We start from the raw sequence: 16,912 nt of genomic DNA on the forward strand, positions 1-16,912 counted from the left end.
GGCGAAACCTCAGCGGATGGCCCGGTGCGTCTCGGCATCGAAGACGTGCAGGCGCGCCGGGTCGAAGGACAAGGTGATGGGCTCGCCCGTGGCCACCGCGCCGGCATCGACCAGCCGGGCGATGAGGGCGTCGCCCCGGCGCTCGTCATCGGCGCCCTTGGCGTCCGCCGGCGCGCCGCGGTTCTCGTGCGGCAGGTCGACATAGATGTACTTCTCGCTCCCCAGGCTCTCGACCAGTCGCGGCCTCACGGCGAAGGAGACGGGGCCGTGCGCCGGCCCGATGTGCTCGGGACGCAGACCGAGGATGACGGGCCGGCCGGCGATGCCGGGCACCGCCGCGAGCGGCACCGGCAGGCAGACGTCCTGCCCGAAGAGGCTGACGCGCGCGCCGCGCTCGTCGGCGGTGACGTTGCCGAGGAGGAAGTTCATGCCGGGCGAGCCGATGAAGCCGGCGACGAAGAGATTTTCGGGCCGGGCGAACATGGTGTCGGGATCGGCGATCTGCTGGATCTCCCCGTCACGCATGATGACGATGCGGTCGGCCATCGTCATGGCCTCGATCTGGTCGTGGGTCACGTAGATGGTGGTGACGCCGAGGCGCTTGTGCAGGGCGCTGATCTCGGCGCGCATGTGCACCCTGAGCTTCGCGTCGAGGTTCGAGAGCGGCTCGTCCATGAGGAAGGCCTGCGGCTCGCGTACGATGGCGCGGCCGAGGGCGACGCGCTGGCGCTGGCCGCCGGAGAGCTCCTTCGGCCGCCGGTCGAGCAGGTGGTCGACGGCGAGGATCTTCGCCGCCTCGCTCACGCGCCGGTCGATCTCGCCCCGGTCCATGCCGCGCATCTTGAGGCCGAAGCCCATGTTGCGGGCGACGGTGAGGTGGGGATAGAGCGCGTAGTTCTGGAACACCATGGCGATGTCACGGTCGCCGGGCGCGAGGTCCGTCACGTCCCGCTCGCCGATGAGAACGCGGCCGCCGCTCGCCTCCTCGAGGCCGGCGAGGATCTTCAGCATGGTCGACTTGCCGCAGCCCGACGGACCGACGAAGACGACGAACTCGCCGTCGGCAATGTCGAGGTTGAAGTCCCTGAGCACCGTGACGGCGCCGTAGGACTTGCGGACGTTCTCGATGCGGATACCGGCCATAAATCGCTGCTCCGGATTACTTCTCCGCGCCGGCGGTCAGGCCGCCGACGAGATAGCGTTCGAGGAAGAGGTAGATGACGAGGATGGGCAGGGCGACGAAGACCGCCGCGGCCGAGATCTCGTTCCAGTCGGTGACGTATTCGCCCTTCATGGTCGTGATGCCGAGGTTGGCCGTCCAGCTCTGCTGGGCATTGGTCAGGAAGGTGCGGGCATAGGCATAGTCCGACCAGGACAGCACGAAGCCGTAGAGGGCGGTGGCCGCGAGGCCCGGCGTCGCCACGGGCAGGATGACGCGGAAGAGCGCGCCGAGCGGCGAGCAGCCGTCGACCATCGCCGCCTGCTCGAGCTCGCGCGGGATGGTGTCGAAATAGCCCTTCAGCATCCAGGTGGTGAAGGGCACGATCAGCGTCGCGTGGGCGAGCACCACCGACCAGAGACTGCCGATGAGCCCGACGGAGCGGAAGATGCCGAAGAGCGGGATGACGAGCAGCGTCGCCGGCAGCATCTTCGCCGTGAGGATGAAGAGGCCGAGGGACTGGCCGCCGCGCACCCTGAAGCGCGACAGCGCGTAGCCGGCAAAGACCGATACTGTCATCGACAGGGCGACCGAGCCGAGCGCCGCGAGCGTCGAGTTGGTCAGCCACAGGAGCATCGGCCGCTCCTCGGCGATCCGCGAGAAGACCTGCCATTGCGGCACGTCCGGCCAGAAGCGCGGCGGCAGCGAGCGCAGGTCCGCCGGTGGCGAGATGGCCGTCACGAGCAGCCAGTAGATCGGGAACAGCAGCACCGCGCAGGTGGCGGCGACGCCGAGATAGAGCGCGATGCGCGAGGACCGGAGCTTCATCGCCGCCTCCTCAGTACATGGCTTCGGCGCGGCGGCCGACCATGAGAAGGCTCGCCAGCACGCACAGGACGAGGGTGACGATGCCGACCGCCGAGGCGTAGCCCATCTTGAAGAAGCCGAAGGCCTGCTCGTAGGTCATGATCGACAGCGTCTGCGTCGCCTTGAGCGGCCCGCCGCCGGTCAGCACGTAGATGATGGAGAAGTCGCGGAACACCCACAGCATGACGAGCACGATGGTGACGCCGAGCACCGGCATCAGCGTCGGGATGGTGATGTTGGTGAAGCGCTGCCAGGCATTGGCCCCGTCGACCTTCGCCGCGTTGTAGAAGTCCTCCGGGATCGACTGCAGGCCGGCGAGCGCCATGATGGAGACGAAGGGATAGCCCTTCCAGATCATGGTGATCGCCACCACGGCGAAGGCGGCGTCAGGGTCCGAGAACCAGTTGATCGTCTGGCTCGTCAGCCCGAGCGTGATGAAGAGCCAGTTCATCAGCCCGAAGGAGGAATCGAAGATCCAGGCGAAGATGATGACGGCGATCACCTCCGGCACGGCCCACGGCAGGGCGACGAAGAGCCGGGCGATGCTGCGGCCGCGGAACCTGTTGTTGACCAGCAGCGCCGTCGCGAGCCCGAGCACGAAACAGGCGCCGGTGACGATGACGAGCAGCTTGAACGTCACCCAGCAGGCCATCCAGAACTCGGCCGAGGTGAAGAGGCGCTCGTAATTCGCCAGCGTGAAGGGCCGCCGCGGCTGGTCGAGCCGGGCGATGCCGACGTTCTGGAACGACAGGTCGAGCGAGATGAAGAGCGGATAGACGATGATGAGCGCGATCAGCAGCACGGCCGGCGCGAGCAGGAGATAGCCGAGCCAGTGCCGCCGGCTGGGACGCGCGAGATCGAGGCCGAAGCGGCGACGACGGCCCGGCGCGCGGGCGGCAAGCGGCTGCGCGGGGATGGACTGCGTGGACATGACGATAACCTTCTCACCGCGCCCGGGGTGCGGGAGCCCGCCGGCGAGGCCGGCGGGCCGGTGCTCGACCTGAGGCCTTTACTGTTTCTGGATCGCCTCGGCCTTCGCCTGCATCGTCGCGGCGACGGCCTTGGGGTCGAGGTCCTGGATGATCATGCGCTGGGCCTCTTCCATGGCCATCTTGGCGAATTCGTTGTACTGGATCTCGAGCCCGGTCGGGATGCGGTCGACGCCTGCCTTGGCGGCCGCCTGGGCCGCCTCGACGAGCAGGTCGAAATGCGGCGTCTCGCCCTTGGCGCCCGAGACGTCGGCCCGCGGGCTCGGTGGCGTCGAGGCGGCCATGGTTGCGTATTTCGTCTGGAAGTCGTCCGAGGTCGCGAGGGCGATGAAGTCCCACACGAGCGCCTTGCGGTCGTCGGAGATCTCGCTCGCCATGCCGAGCACGTTGGACGAGCCGCCGACCGGCGGATCGAAGGGCACCATGGCGAGCTTCAGCTTATCCTTGGCCGCCCCCTTCTGCATGATGGGATAGAGCCAGGGGCCGTCGAACTTCATGGCGATCTTGCCGTCGGCGAAGAGCTGGCGCACCTCGCCCGCCGAGAGGTCGCGCGGCGTGAGGTTATCCTTCACCACCGCCTTCCAGCGGGTGAGGCCCTCGACCATCTCCGGCGTGTCGATGGTCACCTTGCCGTTGGCGTCGGTCCAGCGCCCGCCGGCATCGAGGACATAGTTCAGCATCTCGGAGAGATACTGCCCGCCGCCGCCCTTGGTCTCGTGGCCGGTGCCGAACTGGTCGAGGATGCCGTCGCCGTTGAGATCCTTCGTGGTCTTGCGGGCCGCGGCGATGAACTCGTCCCAGGTCGTGGGAACGGCGAGCCCCTCCTTCTGCAAGAGCTCCTCGTTGTAGCCCATGACGTAGCCGAAATAGAGCATCATGATGCAGACGGTCTCGCCCTGCCATTCGCAGGTCTTCTGGCCGGCCCAGCCGTCGAGGTTGAGCTTCGCCTTCTCGATCCAGGGATCGAGGTTCTCCAGCCAGCCATTGTCGGCGAATTTCTGGAACTCGAAGGAGGCGAGATGGACGATATCCGGCGGCGAGCCGCCGGCGAACAGCGTCGTCATCGTATCCGAATAGGCGCCGCGCTCGACCTTCGTCCACTCGATCTTGACGCCCGGGTGCTTCTCCTCGAAGGCCTTGATGAGTGCGCCCCACCAGTCGCCGACGCCACGCTCGTCCTTCTGCCAGGAGACGAACCTCAGGGTCGTGTCGGCCGCGGCGGGGGCGATGGCGCCGGTCGCCAGAAGGGCGCCGGCCGCCGCGGCGAGGCCGAGGGCTTTCAGTCTCTTCGTCAGATGCATGGCTTCCTCCCGTGGTCGCCTTGGGTCTGTTTCTTATGATCGCAACAGGTCGAGCGCCTCGCTTGACGGCTCGACGCCGAGCCCCGGCGCCGTCGGCAGGGTGTAGAACCCGTCCGCGCAGTCCATGTCGCCGGTGAGCAGGCGGCGGTTGGGCTCGAAGATGGAATGCTGGAACTCGTGGCAGTCGACGGCGGCGAGCGCCGCGCTCGCGTGCAGGCTCGCCGCGAGGAACAGCCCGATGCCGATGGTCGCGTGGGGAATGACCTTGAGGTGATGCGCCTCAGCATAGCCGCCGATGCGCATGAACTCGGTCACGCCGGTGTGGCCCATCTCCGGCTGGATGATGCCGCAGGCCCGGCGCTCGACGCGCGGCACGAGATCAAAGACCGTGCGCCACTCCTCGCCGGCCGCGATCGTCGTCGACACCTGCGCGGCGACGCGGGCGAGACCGGCGAGATCCTCCGTGTGCACCGGCGCCTCGGCGAACCAGAGGTCGTGCGGCTCCATGGCCCGGATGAGGCGGATCGCCTCCTCCGCCGTATGGGCCCAGTGCATGTCGCAGGCGATGCGCGCATCCGCGCCGAGGCGCTCGCGCAGCGTCGCCATTTCCGTCGCGAGCCCGTCGTCGGCGACCGGCGCGGCGAACTTGAACGATGAGAAGCCCTTCTCCTGCCAATGGGCGGCGAGGTCGGCCCGGGCGGCGCGCGTTCGCTCCGGCAGGCCGGAGACATAGGCCGGGATGCGCTCGCGCCGCTGGCCGCCGAGGAGCTTGACGAGGGGCAGGCCGGCGAGCTTGCCGGCAAGATCCCACAGCGCGATGTCGATGGCGGCGAGCGCATCGAGATAGAAGCCGCCGGTATAGCCGCGCACGCGCATGAGGTCGTAGAGGTCGTCGTGGATGACGGCCGCGTCGAGCGGGTCGCGCCCGACGACGAAGGGGCCGAGCAGGTCCTCCACCAGCGCCAGCACCGTGCCCGGCGCGACGATGCCGTAGGTCTCTCCCCAGCCGACGGCGCCGCCCGTCGTCTCGATGCGCAGGACGACACTGCGGTCGACCGTGGGATAGACCGTGCGATTGCCCTTGCGCACGATGTAGCCGCGCGCATTCACTTCCTCCCCGGGCCGCAGCGCGCCGAGATAGGGCGTCTCCCGCGGCAGGGTGATGGTGTGGGCGGTGACGGACGCGACGCGCTCGGCCATCAGCGTGCTCCCACGGCTTCGGCTGCCGCCGGCGGCATGACGGTGAGGAGATCCGCGACCTCGTCGAACCAGCCGTCGATATCGGCCGTGCTCCACGGGTCGAGCTCCGGCGTCGGCGCGCGCACCTCGGCGTTGTGGAGGACGCCGCGCCGGGTCAGCACGTGTTTCGTCAGGCGCATGCGATAGAGCGCCTGCAGGACGAGGAGCGGCAGGCTGCGCATGTAGAGGGTGCGGGCGCGGATGCGGTCCCCCGCCTGCCAGGCACGGTCGAGCGCCACGTGCAGGTCCGCGAGCTCCAGCGCCGGCATGGCGCCGCAGGCGCCGCGGGCATATTCGTCGAGGATGTAGCGCGCGCCGCCGCCACCGATGACACCAGCCAGATGCGCCGGCGCCTCGGCGAGGATCGCGGTGATGGCCGGACCGGAGGGCAGCGTCTCCTCCTTCACCCAGCGCACCGCCGGCACATCCCGCACGACCGCGAGGATCGTTCGCGGGTCGAGATCCGAGCCGCGCGGGGCCGGCGCATTCTGCAGGACGATCTCGAGGCCCGGCACCGCCTCGGCGACGCCGCGAAAGAAGGCGGTGACCGCCTCGCGGTCCGCGCCGATGCCCCGCGGCGCCTGGATCATCACGCTGCCGACGCCGGCAGCCAGCGCATCCCGGCAATGGGCGATCGTCTCTTCGAGCGAAGCCGCGCTCGCCCCCGCGACGACCGGGACCTGCCCTGCAACCGCATCGACGACAACGGCGAGGAGGCGCCGCCGCTCCTCGCCGGAGAGGCTCTCCACCTCGCTGGCGAAGCCCGGGAAGACGACCCCATCAACCCCGCTCCCGAGCGCGAAGGCGACGAGGCGACGCATGGCCGCTTCGTCGATGGCGCCATCAGGCCGGAACGGCGTCGGCAGGACAGGCAGGATACCCCTCAGCACAGCGTCACTCCCTTTTGATCCATATATTGGATCATGTGTTGCTTATTGTGGATCATATGTCCGGGTGCTAAGCAGTGTCAACCGAGAGAGATGGGAGGAGGTCCTGGAATGAGCGCTGACGCAGCGAAACGTGGGCCGAAGGGCGTGCCCGACGTCGTCCTCGATTGGGGGCCGGCGAATTTCCGCGCCCTGCTGATCGGCCCGGACGGCCGGGCGAGCGAGCAGATCGACACGCCGGAGGGCATCCAGTCTGTGGCGGACGGCGATTTCTCCGGGCTCCTTGCGCGCACGCTCACACCGTGGCGGCAACGACGCGGCCCCTTGTCCATCGTCGCCGCCGGCATGATCGGCAGCCGCAACGGCTGGTTGGAGATGCCCTACGTGCCGACGCCGGCGAGCCCGGCGGATCTCGCGGCCGCGGCACGGCGCCTCGAACTCGAAGGGGGCGACACCGTCACTTTCCTGCCCGGGCTCACCCATCGGGCGGCCCGGCCCTATCCGGATGTGATGCGGGGCGAGGAGACACAGCTCGTCGGCTTCGGCCTCGGGCGGGACATCACCGTCGTCCTGCCGGGCACCCATGCCAAATGGGCGCGCATCGCCGGCGGGCGCATCGAACGGTTCCAGACCTTCGTGACCGGCGAGATCTTTTCGACGCTGTCGCGCCACTCCTTCCTCGCCAAGGTCGCGGCACCGCCCGACGCCCCCGACCGGGAGGCCTTCGCACGCGGCCTTGCCGCTGCGCGCGACACCGATCCTAGCGCCGGCGCGTTGCTGACCCGCCTCTTTTCCGTCCGCACCGGATGGCTCGCCGGAAAAATCGCGCCGGGCGCGATGATCGACTATCTCTCCGGCCTCGTCATCGGCTGGGAATTCGTCGAGGCCGAGCGCGGCGGCTGGTGCAAGGCCGGCGACACGGTCGCCGTCGTCGGTGACGACGAGCTCGTCGCCCTCTATTGCCGCGCCGCCGAAGCGAGCGGGCTTGCTGTCGTCACGGGGCCCGAGGACGCCGCCGTGCGCGGGGCGCTCGCCATCGCCGCGCTTGTGTGATCTAGCCGCGGCCCGGCCGGCGCCCGCCCGACAAGGCGATGACGGCGATGATGATGAGGCCGGTGAGGATGAGGCGGACGCCGGCCCCGACGCCGAAGGTGTTGAGCATGGTCACGAGCAGGTAGAGAAACAGCGACGCGCCCCAGATGCCCGGCACGTTGGAGAAGCCGCCGGCGACCGAGGTGCCGCCGATGACGACGACCGCAATGGAGGCGAGCAGGAACTCCTCGCCCATGTTGAGCGAGGCCCCGCCTGAGAAGCCGGCGAGCAGCGCCCCGCAGAAGCTCGCGAAGACGGCGCTGAGGACATAGGTGGCGAAACGCACGCGCGCGACGCGGATGCCGGCGAGCCCCGCCGCCCGCGCATTCTGCCCGATGGCGAGCACCGAGCGGCCGTAGACCGTGCGGCGCAGCACGAGCGCCATCGCCGCCGCGACCAGGATGGCGATGATGGCGAGGATCGGCACGCCGAGAACGCGCCCGGTCGCCAGCTCCGCGAACACGGGTGGCGGCTTGATGCGCAGGCCGCGGCCATAGGCGATGGCGGTCGACTGCACGAGGAAGCTCGCCGACAGCGTCGCGATGATGGGCGGGATGGAGAGGATGCGGATCAGCGCGAAATTGAAGCAGCCGATGGCGAGCCCGACGGCGGCGACGGCGGCGAGCCCCGGCACGATCATCGCGTTGCTGCCGTCCATCACCTTCATGGCCACGGCCCCGACGAGCGCGATATTGGCGGGGATCGACAGGTCGACATTGCCGGGTCCCGTCGTGATGACGAACATCTGGCCGATGCCGACGATGACGTAGAAGGTGGCGAAGGTGAGCGCCGCCGTCAGCACGTCGCCGCCGCCCTTGCCGCTGGTGAAGGCGATCGTCGCGAGGAAGATGAGGCCCGCGCCGACGAAGGACCACAGCCAGGGCCGCTCAGCGGACCAGTCGGCGAGGCGGGAGAAGGCGCTTTGCCGCATCAGCGCCTCCGCTCGAGCCGGTTGACGAGGGCGCGCAGAGCGAGGACGACGATGAGGATGGCGCCCTGGGCGCCGATCTGCCAGTCGGGCGAGATGCGCAAGAAGGAGAGGAGCGAGCCCGCGAGCGTCAGCGTCATGGCGCCGAGGACCGCGCCGACGGGCGAGACGCGCCCGCCGACGAACTCGCCGCCGCCGAGGATGACGCCGGCGATGGACAGGAGCGTGTAGCGGATGGCGATGTTGGCGTCCGCCGAGGTGGTGAGGCCGACGAGCGACAGGCCGCTGAGGACGCCGAAGAAGCCGGCGAGCGCGAACATCGTCACCTTGGTGCGCAGCAGCGACCAGCCGGCCCGCGCCACCGCCACCGGATTGCCGCCCGCCCCGCGCAGGATCGCCCCCCAGGCCGAGCGCATGAGGCCGACATGGACGACGAGCGCCAGGGCGGCGCTGACGAGGATGGCGAACGGCACCAGGGGCGTCCTGACCTTCACGAGCGCCGCGAGCCAGGCCGGCGCGCTGCCGCCCGGCGAAGGCAGGAGCAGCACCGAGCAGCCCAGCCAGAAGAAGGACATGCCGAGCGTGACCACGATCGACGGCAGGTTGCGCAGGTGGATCAACGCGCCGACGAGCGCATAGACGACGACCGCGCCGAGGAGCACCGCGACGCCGAGGAGCGGCGTCGCATTGAGCCAGGTGGCGCCGACGCAGGCGACGAAGCTGACGAAGGCGCCGATGGAGAGATCGAGGTCGTTGACCGTGATGACGCAGAGCTGCGCGATGGTCGCGAAGGCGATCGGCATCGCGAGGTTCAGCATCAGGTTGAAGCCGAAATAGCTGATGGCCCGCGGCTGCACGAACCAGATGGCGACGAGGAGCGCCGCGAGCGACAGGGCCGGCAGCGCCGCCCTGACGAGGCGCGGCGAAGGCATCAGAACGTTCATGCCGCCTCCTCGGCGAAGGAGGACTGCAGCACCCGCTCCTCGGTGATCTCGTCGGCGGCGAGCTCGGCGACGATGACGCCGGCGCGGAAGACGTAGACGCGGTCGCAGTGACGCAATTCGTCGAACTCCGTCGTGTACCAGAGGAAGGTGCGCCCGCGCGCCGCCTCCGCCCGGATCATGCCGTAGACCTCCTGCTTGGTGCCGACATCGACACCGCGCATGGGATCGTCCATCAGCACGATGCCGGCATCGGAGGCGAGCGCCCGCGCGAACAGCGCCTTCTGCTGGTTGCCGCCGGAGAGCGAGAGGATGCCGTTGCCCATGTCGGGCGTGCGGATGGCGATGCGCTGGCGCCATTCCTCGGCCATGCGCACCTCGGCCGCAGGATCGATGAGCCCGAACCGGCGCAGGCCCCCGAGGGACCGGACCGTGATATTCTCCGCGATGCTCCACAGCGGGAACACGCCGTCCGACTGGCGGTCGCCGGCGACGAAGGCGACCGCGCCGGCAACGCGCGCGTGCGGCTCGCGCCCCTGAGCCGCGGCATTGATGCGCACGAGAAGATCGGTCTGGCCATGGCCGGCAAGGCCGGCGAGGCCGACGATCTCACCCTGGCGCGCGCGAAGGCTCCGCTCGTCCGCCTGCCGCGCGGGACGCGCCTCGACCACGATCTCGCCCGCCGGCTGCGCCGCCGCCGCCCGCTTCGCATCCTCCTGCGCCGCGACGGAGCCCATGGCGGCGACGAGGCTCTCGCGTGTGAAGGCTTCGGCCGGGCGGGTCTCGACGACGCGTCCGTCCTTCATGACGACGACGCGGTCGCTGGTCGCGAGGATCTCGCCGAGCAGGTGCGAGATGAGGATGACGCTGCCGCCCCGGGCGACGAAGCGGCGCACGAAGGCCATGAGCTGCTCGGCCACCACCTGATCGAGCGAGGAGGTCGGCTCGTCGAGGATGACGAGGCGCAGCGGCTCGTCGGTGACAAGGAAGGCGCGGGCGATCTCCACCATCTGCCGGCGGGCGATGGAAAGGTCCGCCACCACGTCCGCCGGGTCGATGCCGTGGCGCGGGAAGATGTCGTCGAGCATGGCCGCCATGGCCGCGCCGGCGCGCTTTCGCCAGCCGAAGCCCCGGAAGGCGCGGTGCATGACGCGGGCGTTCTCGGCCACCGTCAGGTTGGGGCAGAGCGACAGCTCCTGGAAGACGCAGACGACGCCGTGCGCCCGGGCCGCGGCCACGCCGGCGCTCGCGGTGATGTCGTCGCCCGCGACCACGAGCCGGCCCTCGTCGGCGGCGAGCGTGCCGGCCAGCACCTGCATCAATGTCGACTTGCCGGCGCCGTTGTGGCCGACGAGGCCGAGGCACTCGCCCGCGCGCACGTCGAGATCGACGCCGGCGAGCGCGCGCACGGCGCCGAAACTCTTGCGCACGCCCTCGAGCTGCACGATGGCGGAGGCGGACGGAGCGTCCATGGACCTGTCCCGTTCGATGCCAGCGGGAGAGACGGGAAGCCGCCCGGCGTTGTCCGCCGGGCGGCTCCGATCCGGCCTGTTGGGTCTACTTGCCGGCGACGACGGCCTTGGCCTCGTCGAGCGTGTATTCCTTGTTGGCGACGCCACCCGGCTCGGTCGCCTCCAGGGACGCCTCGAGATTGTCCTGGTCGATGCGCAGGAAGGGCACGACGAGGTCCTTCGGCACGTCCTGGCCGTCGAGGATCTGCTGCGCCACCCAGAAGGCGAGCGTCGAGACACCCGGCGCGATGGAGACCGACATGGTCTCGTAGCCGTTCGCGTCCTTTTGCTCCTTCCACCACGTCAGCTCGTCGTGGCGGTTGCCCATGATGATGATCGGCGTCGGGCGCCCGGCCGCCTTGAAGGCCTCGGCCGCGCCGTAGCCGTCGCCGCCCTGGGTCACGACGGCGGCGATCTCAGGCAGGCTCGGCAGGATGCCGGCCACCGCCTTCTGCGCCACGGTCTGCGCCCAGTCGCCGTTGACCGAGCCGGCGATCTTGAACTTCGGATGCTTGCCGACGCCCGCGACGATGCCCGAGTGGATTTCCTCGTCCACCGAGACGCCGGCGAGGCCGCGGATCTCGAGCAGGTTGCCGCCGTCGGGCAGGAGCCCGGCGAGATAGTCGAGCTGATCCGAGCCCATCTTCTTGAAATCGACCGCGATGCGCCAGGCGCACGGCTCGGTGACGATGCCGTCGAAGGACACGACCGTGATGCCGGCGTCGCACGCCTCCTTCACCGCGCCGTTGAGCGCCGTGGGCGAGGCCGCGTTGACGACGATGGCGTCGTAGCCCTGCAGGATGAGGTTCTGGATCTGCGCCGCCTGCTCCGTCGCCTGGTTCTCGGCGGTGGTGAAGGCGTCCGCGGCCGCCACCACCTTGTCGGCCACGGCCTGGGAGGTGACCTTCTGCCAGCTCTTCAGCATGGCCTGACGCCAGGAATTGCCGGCGTAGTTGTTGGACAGGGCGATCTTCTTGTCCGCCGTATCGGCGAGGGCCTGCGGCGCGGCGAGAAGCCCGAGCGCGGCCGAGGCAAGCAGCAACCTTGCGATGTTCATCGTTTCACTCCCCTTGACGTGACGCCCCGTTCATCGGGGTCTTTGGCCGCGCGGCAAGCGCCCGCGATCTAACCGATTTATGCCAGCGACGTAACCAGCGGTTGCAGAGGCTGTCAACTCGCTGCTGCCCAACGATAAGGGCCGGCTCCGGCCAGCCAAGCTCACCACGCGGGCAGGGACCGCGCAAGACACTCCTTCGGAGCACCCTCAGGTGCGGCGTCGCACATTGCACCGGCGTCGCCTCTTGACGAAAGCGAGCCGGCGCGATTCCAGTGATGTGGCTGCTGCGCCGCTGATCCGGCACCGTCCTGTCGATGAGGCCCGTCGATGTGTCGCTTTCTCGCCTACCACGGGGACCCGATCTTCCTCGAGACGCTCGTGTGCGCATCGGAACATTCGCTGGTGCACCAGTCGCTTCACGCGGCCGAGTGCAAGACGGCGACCAACGGCGACGGCTTCGGCATCGGCTGGTACGGCGAGCGGGACATTCCCGGCCTCTTCCGCGACCTGCGCCCGGCCTGGTCCGACGAGAACCTGCGCTCCGTATGCACGCAGGTGCGCTCCGGCCATTTCTTCGCCCATGTGCGCGCGGCGACCGGCACCGTCACCAGCCGCGCCAACTGCCATCCCTTCGCCCACGACCGCTGGATGTTCATGCACAACGGGCAGATCGGCGGCTATGCGCAGATCAAGCGGCGGCTTGAAGCCGCCCTGCCCGACGCGCTCTACCACGCACGGCAGGGCACGACCGATTCGGAGGCCCTCTTCCTGCTGGTCCTGGCCGAGGTCGCGAAAGGCAGTCCACCGCCCGAGGCGGTTGCCTCGACGCTCGGCTTCACCAAGGCGCTGATGCGCGACGCCGGCGTCGACGAGCCGCTGCGCTTCACCGCCGCGCTGACGGACGGCGAGACGCTCTACTGTTTTCGCCTCGCCTGTGACGACCGGCCGGCGAGCCTCTATTTCAGCGAGCAGCCGGGCGCGGTGACCGTCGCCTCCGAGCCGGTGGACCGGGGCGGCGATCACTGGCAGGCGGTGCCGCGCGGCGCCTTCATCACGGTGCGTCGCGGCACGGCGACGACGGTCGCGCCCTTTCCCTGGGCCGCCGAGGCCGTGGCGGCCTGAGCACGGCGGCCGGTCCGTTCAACCGGGCGAGCCGCCGGCGGCGGCCGGCTTCGGCACGCAGTGCAGCCAGGTCATCGGTGCACCGCGCTTTTCCGTGAGCATGGCGCGCAGCTGCGCACGCTGGCGTTCCGTCCGGGCGAGGAGCGCCGCGGCCGTCGTCGCAACTTCGGGATAGCAGGCCGCGACGAGGGTCTGCGTGTGGCTGCGGGCGAAGCGCGCCTGCAGCATGGCCGTTACGCCGGGGACGAACATCTCGTGCAGCTCGACGAGAATTTCCGTCCGCGCCAGCGCCGGCACCTGCGCCGGATCGAGAAGGTCCGCCTCCGCTCCCTCCACATCCATCAGCACGAAGGTGTCCGCCGTTGCGGCTAATGCCGCCTCGAGCGCCTCGGGCGTGCACTCGCCGCGGATGTCGACCGCGCCATCGAGCCCGTTGAGGCTGCGATAGCGCGCGAGAAGAGCGGCGCGGGTGGCGTCCATCTCGTAGGCGATCACCGGTACGCCCGGCAGGCGGTGCGCGAGGCCGAGGGCGTAGTAGCCGTAAGCCGCGCCGACATCGATGACCGCTGCGGGCGCCCGCGCGATGACATCTTCGATGACCGGCACCAGCGCGGCCTCGTAGGTGCCGACGATCTGGGCATAGTACGAGCCGCCGATGCCGCTGTCGGGAAAACGCAGGCCCGCGAAGGGCCCACCCATGATCCGGCCGCGGGCGTGCCGTTCCACGTGCGCCGCCATGGCCCCGTAGCGCAGCCGGTGCGCGTGGCGGCGCAGCGCGCGCCAGGGCCGCATCAGGAAGGGAGCATGTTGCTTGAGGGTGGCACGGATCATGGCGGGGTCCTGGCTCTGCTGGCTGCGAAGCGCCGGTCGGCACCGGCGAGGATGGCGGTGACGCGTTCACGAACAGGCGACGCCTGGCGCGCCACCGCCCGCTCGACGACGAAGCGCGCCCGTGGCGCAAGGCGCGCATAGGCATTGGCGAACTGGCTGAGATAGGCGCTGCGCCAGCCGACCATCGCGTCGAGCTCGTGCATGGCCTTGCTTCTTGCGGCGGGCGAGAGCTCCGCAAGACGAGACAGGGCGAAGGGCAGGCGCCGGGCCGATACCCAGCCCTCGCGCGGCCCCGTGGCGTAGGAGCGCATCAGGCTGTCCTCCCACACCGCCGGCAAGGCTCCCGACAGGGCGGCGATTTCCGCATGGCGCAGCCAGAGATCGGCATCGTCGGGATAGCGCTGCAGGGCGTCCGTCACTGCGGCGATCGCCTCGGCGAGGGCCGGTGCCAATCCGTCGCCGGCTTGCGCAGCGCGCGTGACCGCGGCAGAGGCTTCCTCCACGCGGTGCCGGACGAGGTCCTCCGGCCAGGGAGCCAGCGCCGCAAGGTCCGCGTCGGGCATCATGGTTGCCGCCAGTTGCGCCGCGGCGGCCGTCGTGAGGACGAGGGCGAGAGCGACCATCAGGCCCCGATGGGGCTCAGGCCTCGCCATCGGCCCCCCCGTAGCCCCCGATGCCGTAGTGGTACTGGTAGGCGTCGGTCGTCGCCTTCGAGAGAACGGCCCCGGTCACCCGGTCGGCATTGTCGGCAAGCGTGCGCATCGCCTCCTGCACGGCGGCGCGATCGGTCCTGCCCCATTCGACCACCAGCAGGGCGCCATCGGCACGGGCGACGATGGCGCGGCTGTCGACCACGGGCAGAAGCGGCGCCGCATCGACGATGACATGGTCGAAGGCAAGCCGCAGCCGCTTGAGCATCGTGTCGAAATGGCCGGTTTCGATGAGCTCGGCGGCATTGGCCACCGCGCCGGCCCGCACGGTCGGCAGGAAGGTCAGTCCCGTCGCCTCGTCCTCCACGAGGATGGTCTCCAACGGCTGCTCCCCGCGCAGGACCTCGATGAGGCCCTGTTCGGCGTGTGGCGTCAGGGCGCGGGTGAGGGCCGGATTGCGCAGGTCGCCGTCCACCAGCACCACGCGCTCGCCTGCGGCCTTCAGCGCGAGCGCCAGATTGGCGGCGATCGTCGACTTGCCCTCCCCCGGCAGGGCCGAGACGACGACGAGCACCTGGACGCCGCGGCCGCGATCGGCGAAGCGCAGGCCGACGCGAACCGTTCGCACCGCTTCTGCAAAGGCCGACAGCGGCTGCTCGACGAGAATGCGCATCAATGCATCCGCCGGCCGGTCCACCGCCCACAGCCATGATCGGGAGGTGGCGGGCCCGGCTGTACGCGGTTCGGACTGCACCGGCCGCGCCTGTTCCTCGACGAGGGGCAGGACACCGAGGCAGGGCAGGCCGAGATAGGCCTCGACCTGCTCGATGCTGCGGAAGCCGGGATCGAGGTGCTCGAACGCAAAGGCGAGCGACAGGCCGGTGAGGAGGCTGCCGGCACAGGCTACCGCAAGAACCAGCAGCGTCCTCGGGTAGCTCGGCCGCATGGGCACCATGGCCGGGGAGATGATCTCCGCATCGGCGATCTGGAGGCTCTGCTGCTCCAGCGTTTCCTTGGAGCGTGCCAGGAATTGCTCGTAGACGGAGCGCAGGGCCTTGGCCTCACGCTCGAGCTCGCGCAGCCTCACCGTCGACTCGCCCCAGCGGGCGGCCTCCTTCTTCAGCTCGGCGAGGCTCGCCTCGAGCGATGCCTCGCGCCCGACGGCAACCTCGTATTCGTTGCGCACACCCGACAGGATGCGGGCGAGCTCGGCGTCGATCTGCTGCTGCAGGTCGTCCACTTGGGCCCTGGCGGCGGTGACGCTCGGGTGCTGGCCGCCGTAGCGCGCGCCGAGCTCCGCCACGCGGCGTGCCGCTTCGGCGAACTGCGTGCGCAGGTTGGTGACGACGAGGGAGCCGAGCGCCTCCGCGATACCCGGCGCTCCGCCGCCGGTCCCGGCCGCTTCGCGGATCTGCGCGAATTTCGCCCGCGCCTCGGCGGTCTTCGCCCGCGCCAGGATCATCTGCTGGTTGATCTCGGCGATCTGCTGCTCGAGCAGGTTGTCGCCGGACCCGACGGAGACGAGGTTGTGCTCCGCCTTGTAGTGCTCGACCGCCCGCTCGGCGCCGCGCACCTGCTCACGCAGCTCCTCGAGGCGCGCGCCCAGCCACAGGGAGGCGCGCTCCGTCGCCCGGTACTTGGCCGCGAGCTGGCCCGCGAGATATTCGTCCGCCACGGCATTGGCGAGCCGCGCGGCCTTCTGCGGGCTCTGCGACGTCACCGTGATCTCGAGGACGTAGGTCAGGCCGCGCCGCTTCACCCGCGTGCGCTCGCGCAACGCTTCGAGCACCGCCGCGCGCCGAAGGGCCGCCTCGTCATGGCCGGAGGCATGCCGGCCGATCGAAAGCTGCTCGGCGACGCGGGCCAAGAACCCCCGCCTGGCGAATTCGGGATCGTTCTCGAGCTTTTCCCGCTCGATCACGCGCAGGGCGAGCGTCGGCGATTCGATGACCTCGACCTGGCTTTCGACGGCGGCCGCGTCCGATCCGATCCCCGAAAGCACCGCCTCGGCGGAGATCACGCGCTGCTGGCGCGGATCGATCAGCACGACGGCGGTCGCGCTGTAGCGCGGCTCGATCAGCACCAGCGCCAGGATGGTGAGGGCGAGGATCAGGCAGACCGTCGTCACCACGACGCCGCCGCGACGGCGGAGCACGAGCCACAGGCCGCGCAGGTCGAGGACATCTGCGGGCGCGAGGCCGTGAGCCTGCCCCGCCGGGGCGGCCGGCAGGCGTGCACCCTCGCTAGAACTTCGCTTCAGCATTGAGCCCGAGGAGCGTTCTGGAAAAGACGTCGATCAAAGGTCGACCTGCGGATCGAGGAGCGTCGTCGTGGCCGA

General features: G+C 69.9%; 15 protein-coding genes. 2 read left to right on the forward strand and 13 right to left on the reverse strand.

What is annotated here, in order from left to right; translation table 11 throughout:
* Positions 1-9 precede the first annotated feature (9 nt).
* The 6 genes from GGR16_RS18435 to GGR16_RS18460 all read right to left on the reverse strand — a co-directional run bounded on the left by GGR16_RS18435 (position 10) and on the right by GGR16_RS18460 (position 6,445).
* Positions 10-1,143 (reverse strand): ABC transporter ATP-binding protein, encoded by a 1,134-nt coding sequence (locus GGR16_RS18435; protein WP_183317563.1) that lies wholly within the window; start codon positions 1,141-1,143, stop codon positions 10-12.
* Positions 1,144-1,159: 16 nt separating this feature from the next.
* The gene (locus GGR16_RS18440) at positions 1,160-1,987 is read right to left on the reverse strand and encodes a carbohydrate ABC transporter permease (RefSeq protein WP_183317564.1); all 828 of its coding nucleotides are present in this window, start codon (positions 1,985-1,987) and stop codon (positions 1,160-1,162) included.
* Between the two features lie 10 nt (positions 1,988-1,997).
* A complete protein-coding gene (locus tag GGR16_RS18445; RefSeq protein WP_183317565.1) occupies positions 1,998-2,957 on the reverse strand; it encodes a carbohydrate ABC transporter permease in 960 nt (319 codons plus the stop codon).
* Positions 2,958-3,035: 78 nt separating this feature from the next.
* The gene (locus GGR16_RS18450; protein ID WP_425486581.1) at positions 3,036-4,316 is read right to left on the reverse strand and encodes an ABC transporter substrate-binding protein; all 1,281 of its coding nucleotides are present in this window, start codon (positions 4,314-4,316) and stop codon (positions 3,036-3,038) included.
* Between the two features lie 33 nt (positions 4,317-4,349).
* Positions 4,350-5,516: a mandelate racemase/muconate lactonizing enzyme family protein gene (locus GGR16_RS18455; RefSeq protein WP_183317566.1), complete on the reverse strand. Its 1,167-nt coding sequence runs from the start codon at positions 5,514-5,516 to the stop codon at positions 4,350-4,352.
* Positions 5,516-6,445: a dihydrodipicolinate synthase family protein gene (locus tag GGR16_RS18460; RefSeq protein ID WP_183317567.1), complete on the reverse strand. Its 930-nt coding sequence runs from the start codon at positions 6,443-6,445 to the stop codon at positions 5,516-5,518. The genes GGR16_RS18455 and GGR16_RS18460 overlap by 1 nt, the downstream gene beginning before the upstream one ends.
* A 108-nt stretch (positions 6,446-6,553) precedes the next feature.
* Between GGR16_RS18460 and GGR16_RS18465 the strand changes: the two genes are divergently transcribed.
* Complete coding sequence (locus GGR16_RS18465) at positions 6,554-7,495, forward strand: 2-dehydro-3-deoxygalactonokinase (protein ID WP_183317568.1); 942 nt, start codon at positions 6,554-6,556, stop codon at positions 7,493-7,495.
* A gap of 1 nt (position 7,496) precedes the next feature.
* On the opposite strand, the gene GGR16_RS18470 is transcribed toward GGR16_RS18465, so the two are convergent.
* The 4 genes from GGR16_RS18470 to GGR16_RS18485 form a co-directional block, all read right to left on the reverse strand.
* Positions 7,497-8,465: an ABC transporter permease gene (locus GGR16_RS18470; RefSeq protein ID WP_183317569.1), complete on the reverse strand. Its 969-nt coding sequence runs from the start codon at positions 8,463-8,465 to the stop codon at positions 7,497-7,499.
* Positions 8,465-9,406, reverse strand: a complete 942-nt coding sequence (locus GGR16_RS18475; RefSeq protein ID WP_019400532.1) for an ABC transporter permease — start codon at positions 9,404-9,406, stop codon at positions 8,465-8,467. Before GGR16_RS18475 ends, GGR16_RS18470 begins: the two co-directional genes overlap by 1 nt.
* A complete protein-coding gene (locus tag GGR16_RS18480; protein ID WP_183317570.1) occupies positions 9,403-10,875 on the reverse strand; it encodes a sugar ABC transporter ATP-binding protein in 1,473 nt (490 codons plus the stop codon). The genes GGR16_RS18475 and GGR16_RS18480 overlap by 4 nt, the downstream gene beginning before the upstream one ends.
* A gap of 85 nt (positions 10,876-10,960) precedes the next feature.
* Positions 10,961-11,971: an ABC transporter substrate-binding protein gene (locus GGR16_RS18485; protein WP_183317571.1), complete on the reverse strand. Its 1,011-nt coding sequence runs from the start codon at positions 11,969-11,971 to the stop codon at positions 10,961-10,963.
* Between the two features lie 327 nt (positions 11,972-12,298).
* Between GGR16_RS18485 and GGR16_RS18490 the strand changes: the two genes are divergently transcribed.
* Entirely contained in the window at positions 12,299-13,093 is a 795-nt protein-coding gene (locus GGR16_RS18490) for a class II glutamine amidotransferase (protein WP_183317572.1), read from the forward strand.
* Between the two features lie 18 nt (positions 13,094-13,111).
* Here the strand turns inward: GGR16_RS18490 and GGR16_RS18495 are convergent, their stop codons facing one another.
* The 3 genes from GGR16_RS18495 to GGR16_RS18505 are packed head-to-tail and all read right to left on the reverse strand — an operon-like array spanning position 13,112 to position 16,837.
* Positions 13,112-13,924 carry a class I SAM-dependent methyltransferase gene (locus GGR16_RS18495; RefSeq protein ID WP_183317573.1) on the reverse strand — a complete coding sequence of 271 codons (813 nt, stop codon included), beginning with the start codon at positions 13,922-13,924 and terminating at the stop codon, positions 13,112-13,114.
* On the reverse strand, positions 13,921-14,577 hold the full coding sequence (locus GGR16_RS18500) for a hypothetical protein (RefSeq protein WP_156332910.1): 657 nt from the start codon (positions 14,575-14,577) through the stop codon (positions 13,921-13,923). Before GGR16_RS18500 ends, GGR16_RS18495 begins: the two co-directional genes overlap by 4 nt.
* On the reverse strand, positions 14,564-16,837 hold the full coding sequence (locus GGR16_RS18505) for a GumC family protein (protein ID WP_019404683.1): 2,274 nt from the start codon (positions 16,835-16,837) through the stop codon (positions 14,564-14,566). The genes GGR16_RS18500 and GGR16_RS18505 overlap by 14 nt, the downstream gene beginning before the upstream one ends.
* Positions 16,838-16,912: the final 75 nt, after the last annotated feature.

This window comes from Chelatococcus caeni (genome assembly GCF_014196925.1).
In the GTDB taxonomy this organism is placed as follows: Bacteria; Pseudomonadota; Alphaproteobacteria; order Rhizobiales; family Beijerinckiaceae; genus Chelatococcus_A; species Chelatococcus_A caeni.

What these genes read in the sequence shown, in the direction of transcription:
- GGR16_RS18475 (WP_019400532.1), bottom strand. Translation starts at nt 9,406, where the DNA reads ATGAACGTTCTGATGCCTTCGCCGCGCCTCGTCAGGGCGGCGCTGCCG.
- GGR16_RS18465 (WP_183317568.1), top strand. Translation starts at nt 6,554, where the DNA reads ATGAGCGCTGACGCAGCGAAACGTGGGCCGAAGGGCGTGCCCGACGTC.
- GGR16_RS18455 (WP_183317566.1), bottom strand. Translation starts at nt 5,516, where the DNA reads ATGGCCGAGCGCGTCGCGTCCGTCACCGCCCACACCATCACCCTGCCG.
- GGR16_RS18470 (WP_183317569.1), bottom strand. Translation starts at nt 8,465, where the DNA reads ATGCGGCAAAGCGCCTTCTCCCGCCTCGCCGACTGGTCCGCTGAGCGG.
- GGR16_RS18490 (WP_183317572.1), top strand. Translation starts at nt 12,299, where the DNA reads ATGTGTCGCTTTCTCGCCTACCACGGGGACCCGATCTTCCTCGAGACG.
- GGR16_RS18500 (WP_156332910.1), bottom strand. Translation starts at nt 14,577, where the DNA reads ATGGCGAGGCCTGAGCCCCATCGGGGCCTGATGGTCGCTCTCGCCCTC.
- GGR16_RS18445 (WP_183317565.1), bottom strand. Translation starts at nt 2,957, where the DNA reads ATGTCCACGCAGTCCATCCCCGCGCAGCCGCTTGCCGCCCGCGCGCCG.
- GGR16_RS18505 (WP_019404683.1), bottom strand. Translation starts at nt 16,837, where the DNA reads ATGCTGAAGCGAAGTTCTAGCGAGGGTGCACGCCTGCCGGCCGCCCCG.
- GGR16_RS18480 (WP_183317570.1), bottom strand. Translation starts at nt 10,875, where the DNA reads ATGGACGCTCCGTCCGCCTCCGCCATCGTGCAGCTCGAGGGCGTGCGC.
- GGR16_RS18440 (WP_183317564.1), bottom strand. Translation starts at nt 1,987, where the DNA reads ATGAAGCTCCGGTCCTCGCGCATCGCGCTCTATCTCGGCGTCGCCGCC.
- GGR16_RS18485 (WP_183317571.1), bottom strand. Translation starts at nt 11,971, where the DNA reads ATGAACATCGCAAGGTTGCTGCTTGCCTCGGCCGCGCTCGGGCTTCTC.
- GGR16_RS18450 (WP_425486581.1), bottom strand. Translation starts at nt 4,316, where the DNA reads ATGCATCTGACGAAGAGACTGAAAGCCCTCGGCCTCGCCGCGGCGGCC.
- GGR16_RS18495 (WP_183317573.1), bottom strand. Translation starts at nt 13,924, where the DNA reads ATGATCCGTGCCACCCTCAAGCAACATGCTCCCTTCCTGATGCGGCCC.
- GGR16_RS18435 (WP_183317563.1), bottom strand. Translation starts at nt 1,143, where the DNA reads ATGGCCGGTATCCGCATCGAGAACGTCCGCAAGTCCTACGGCGCCGTC.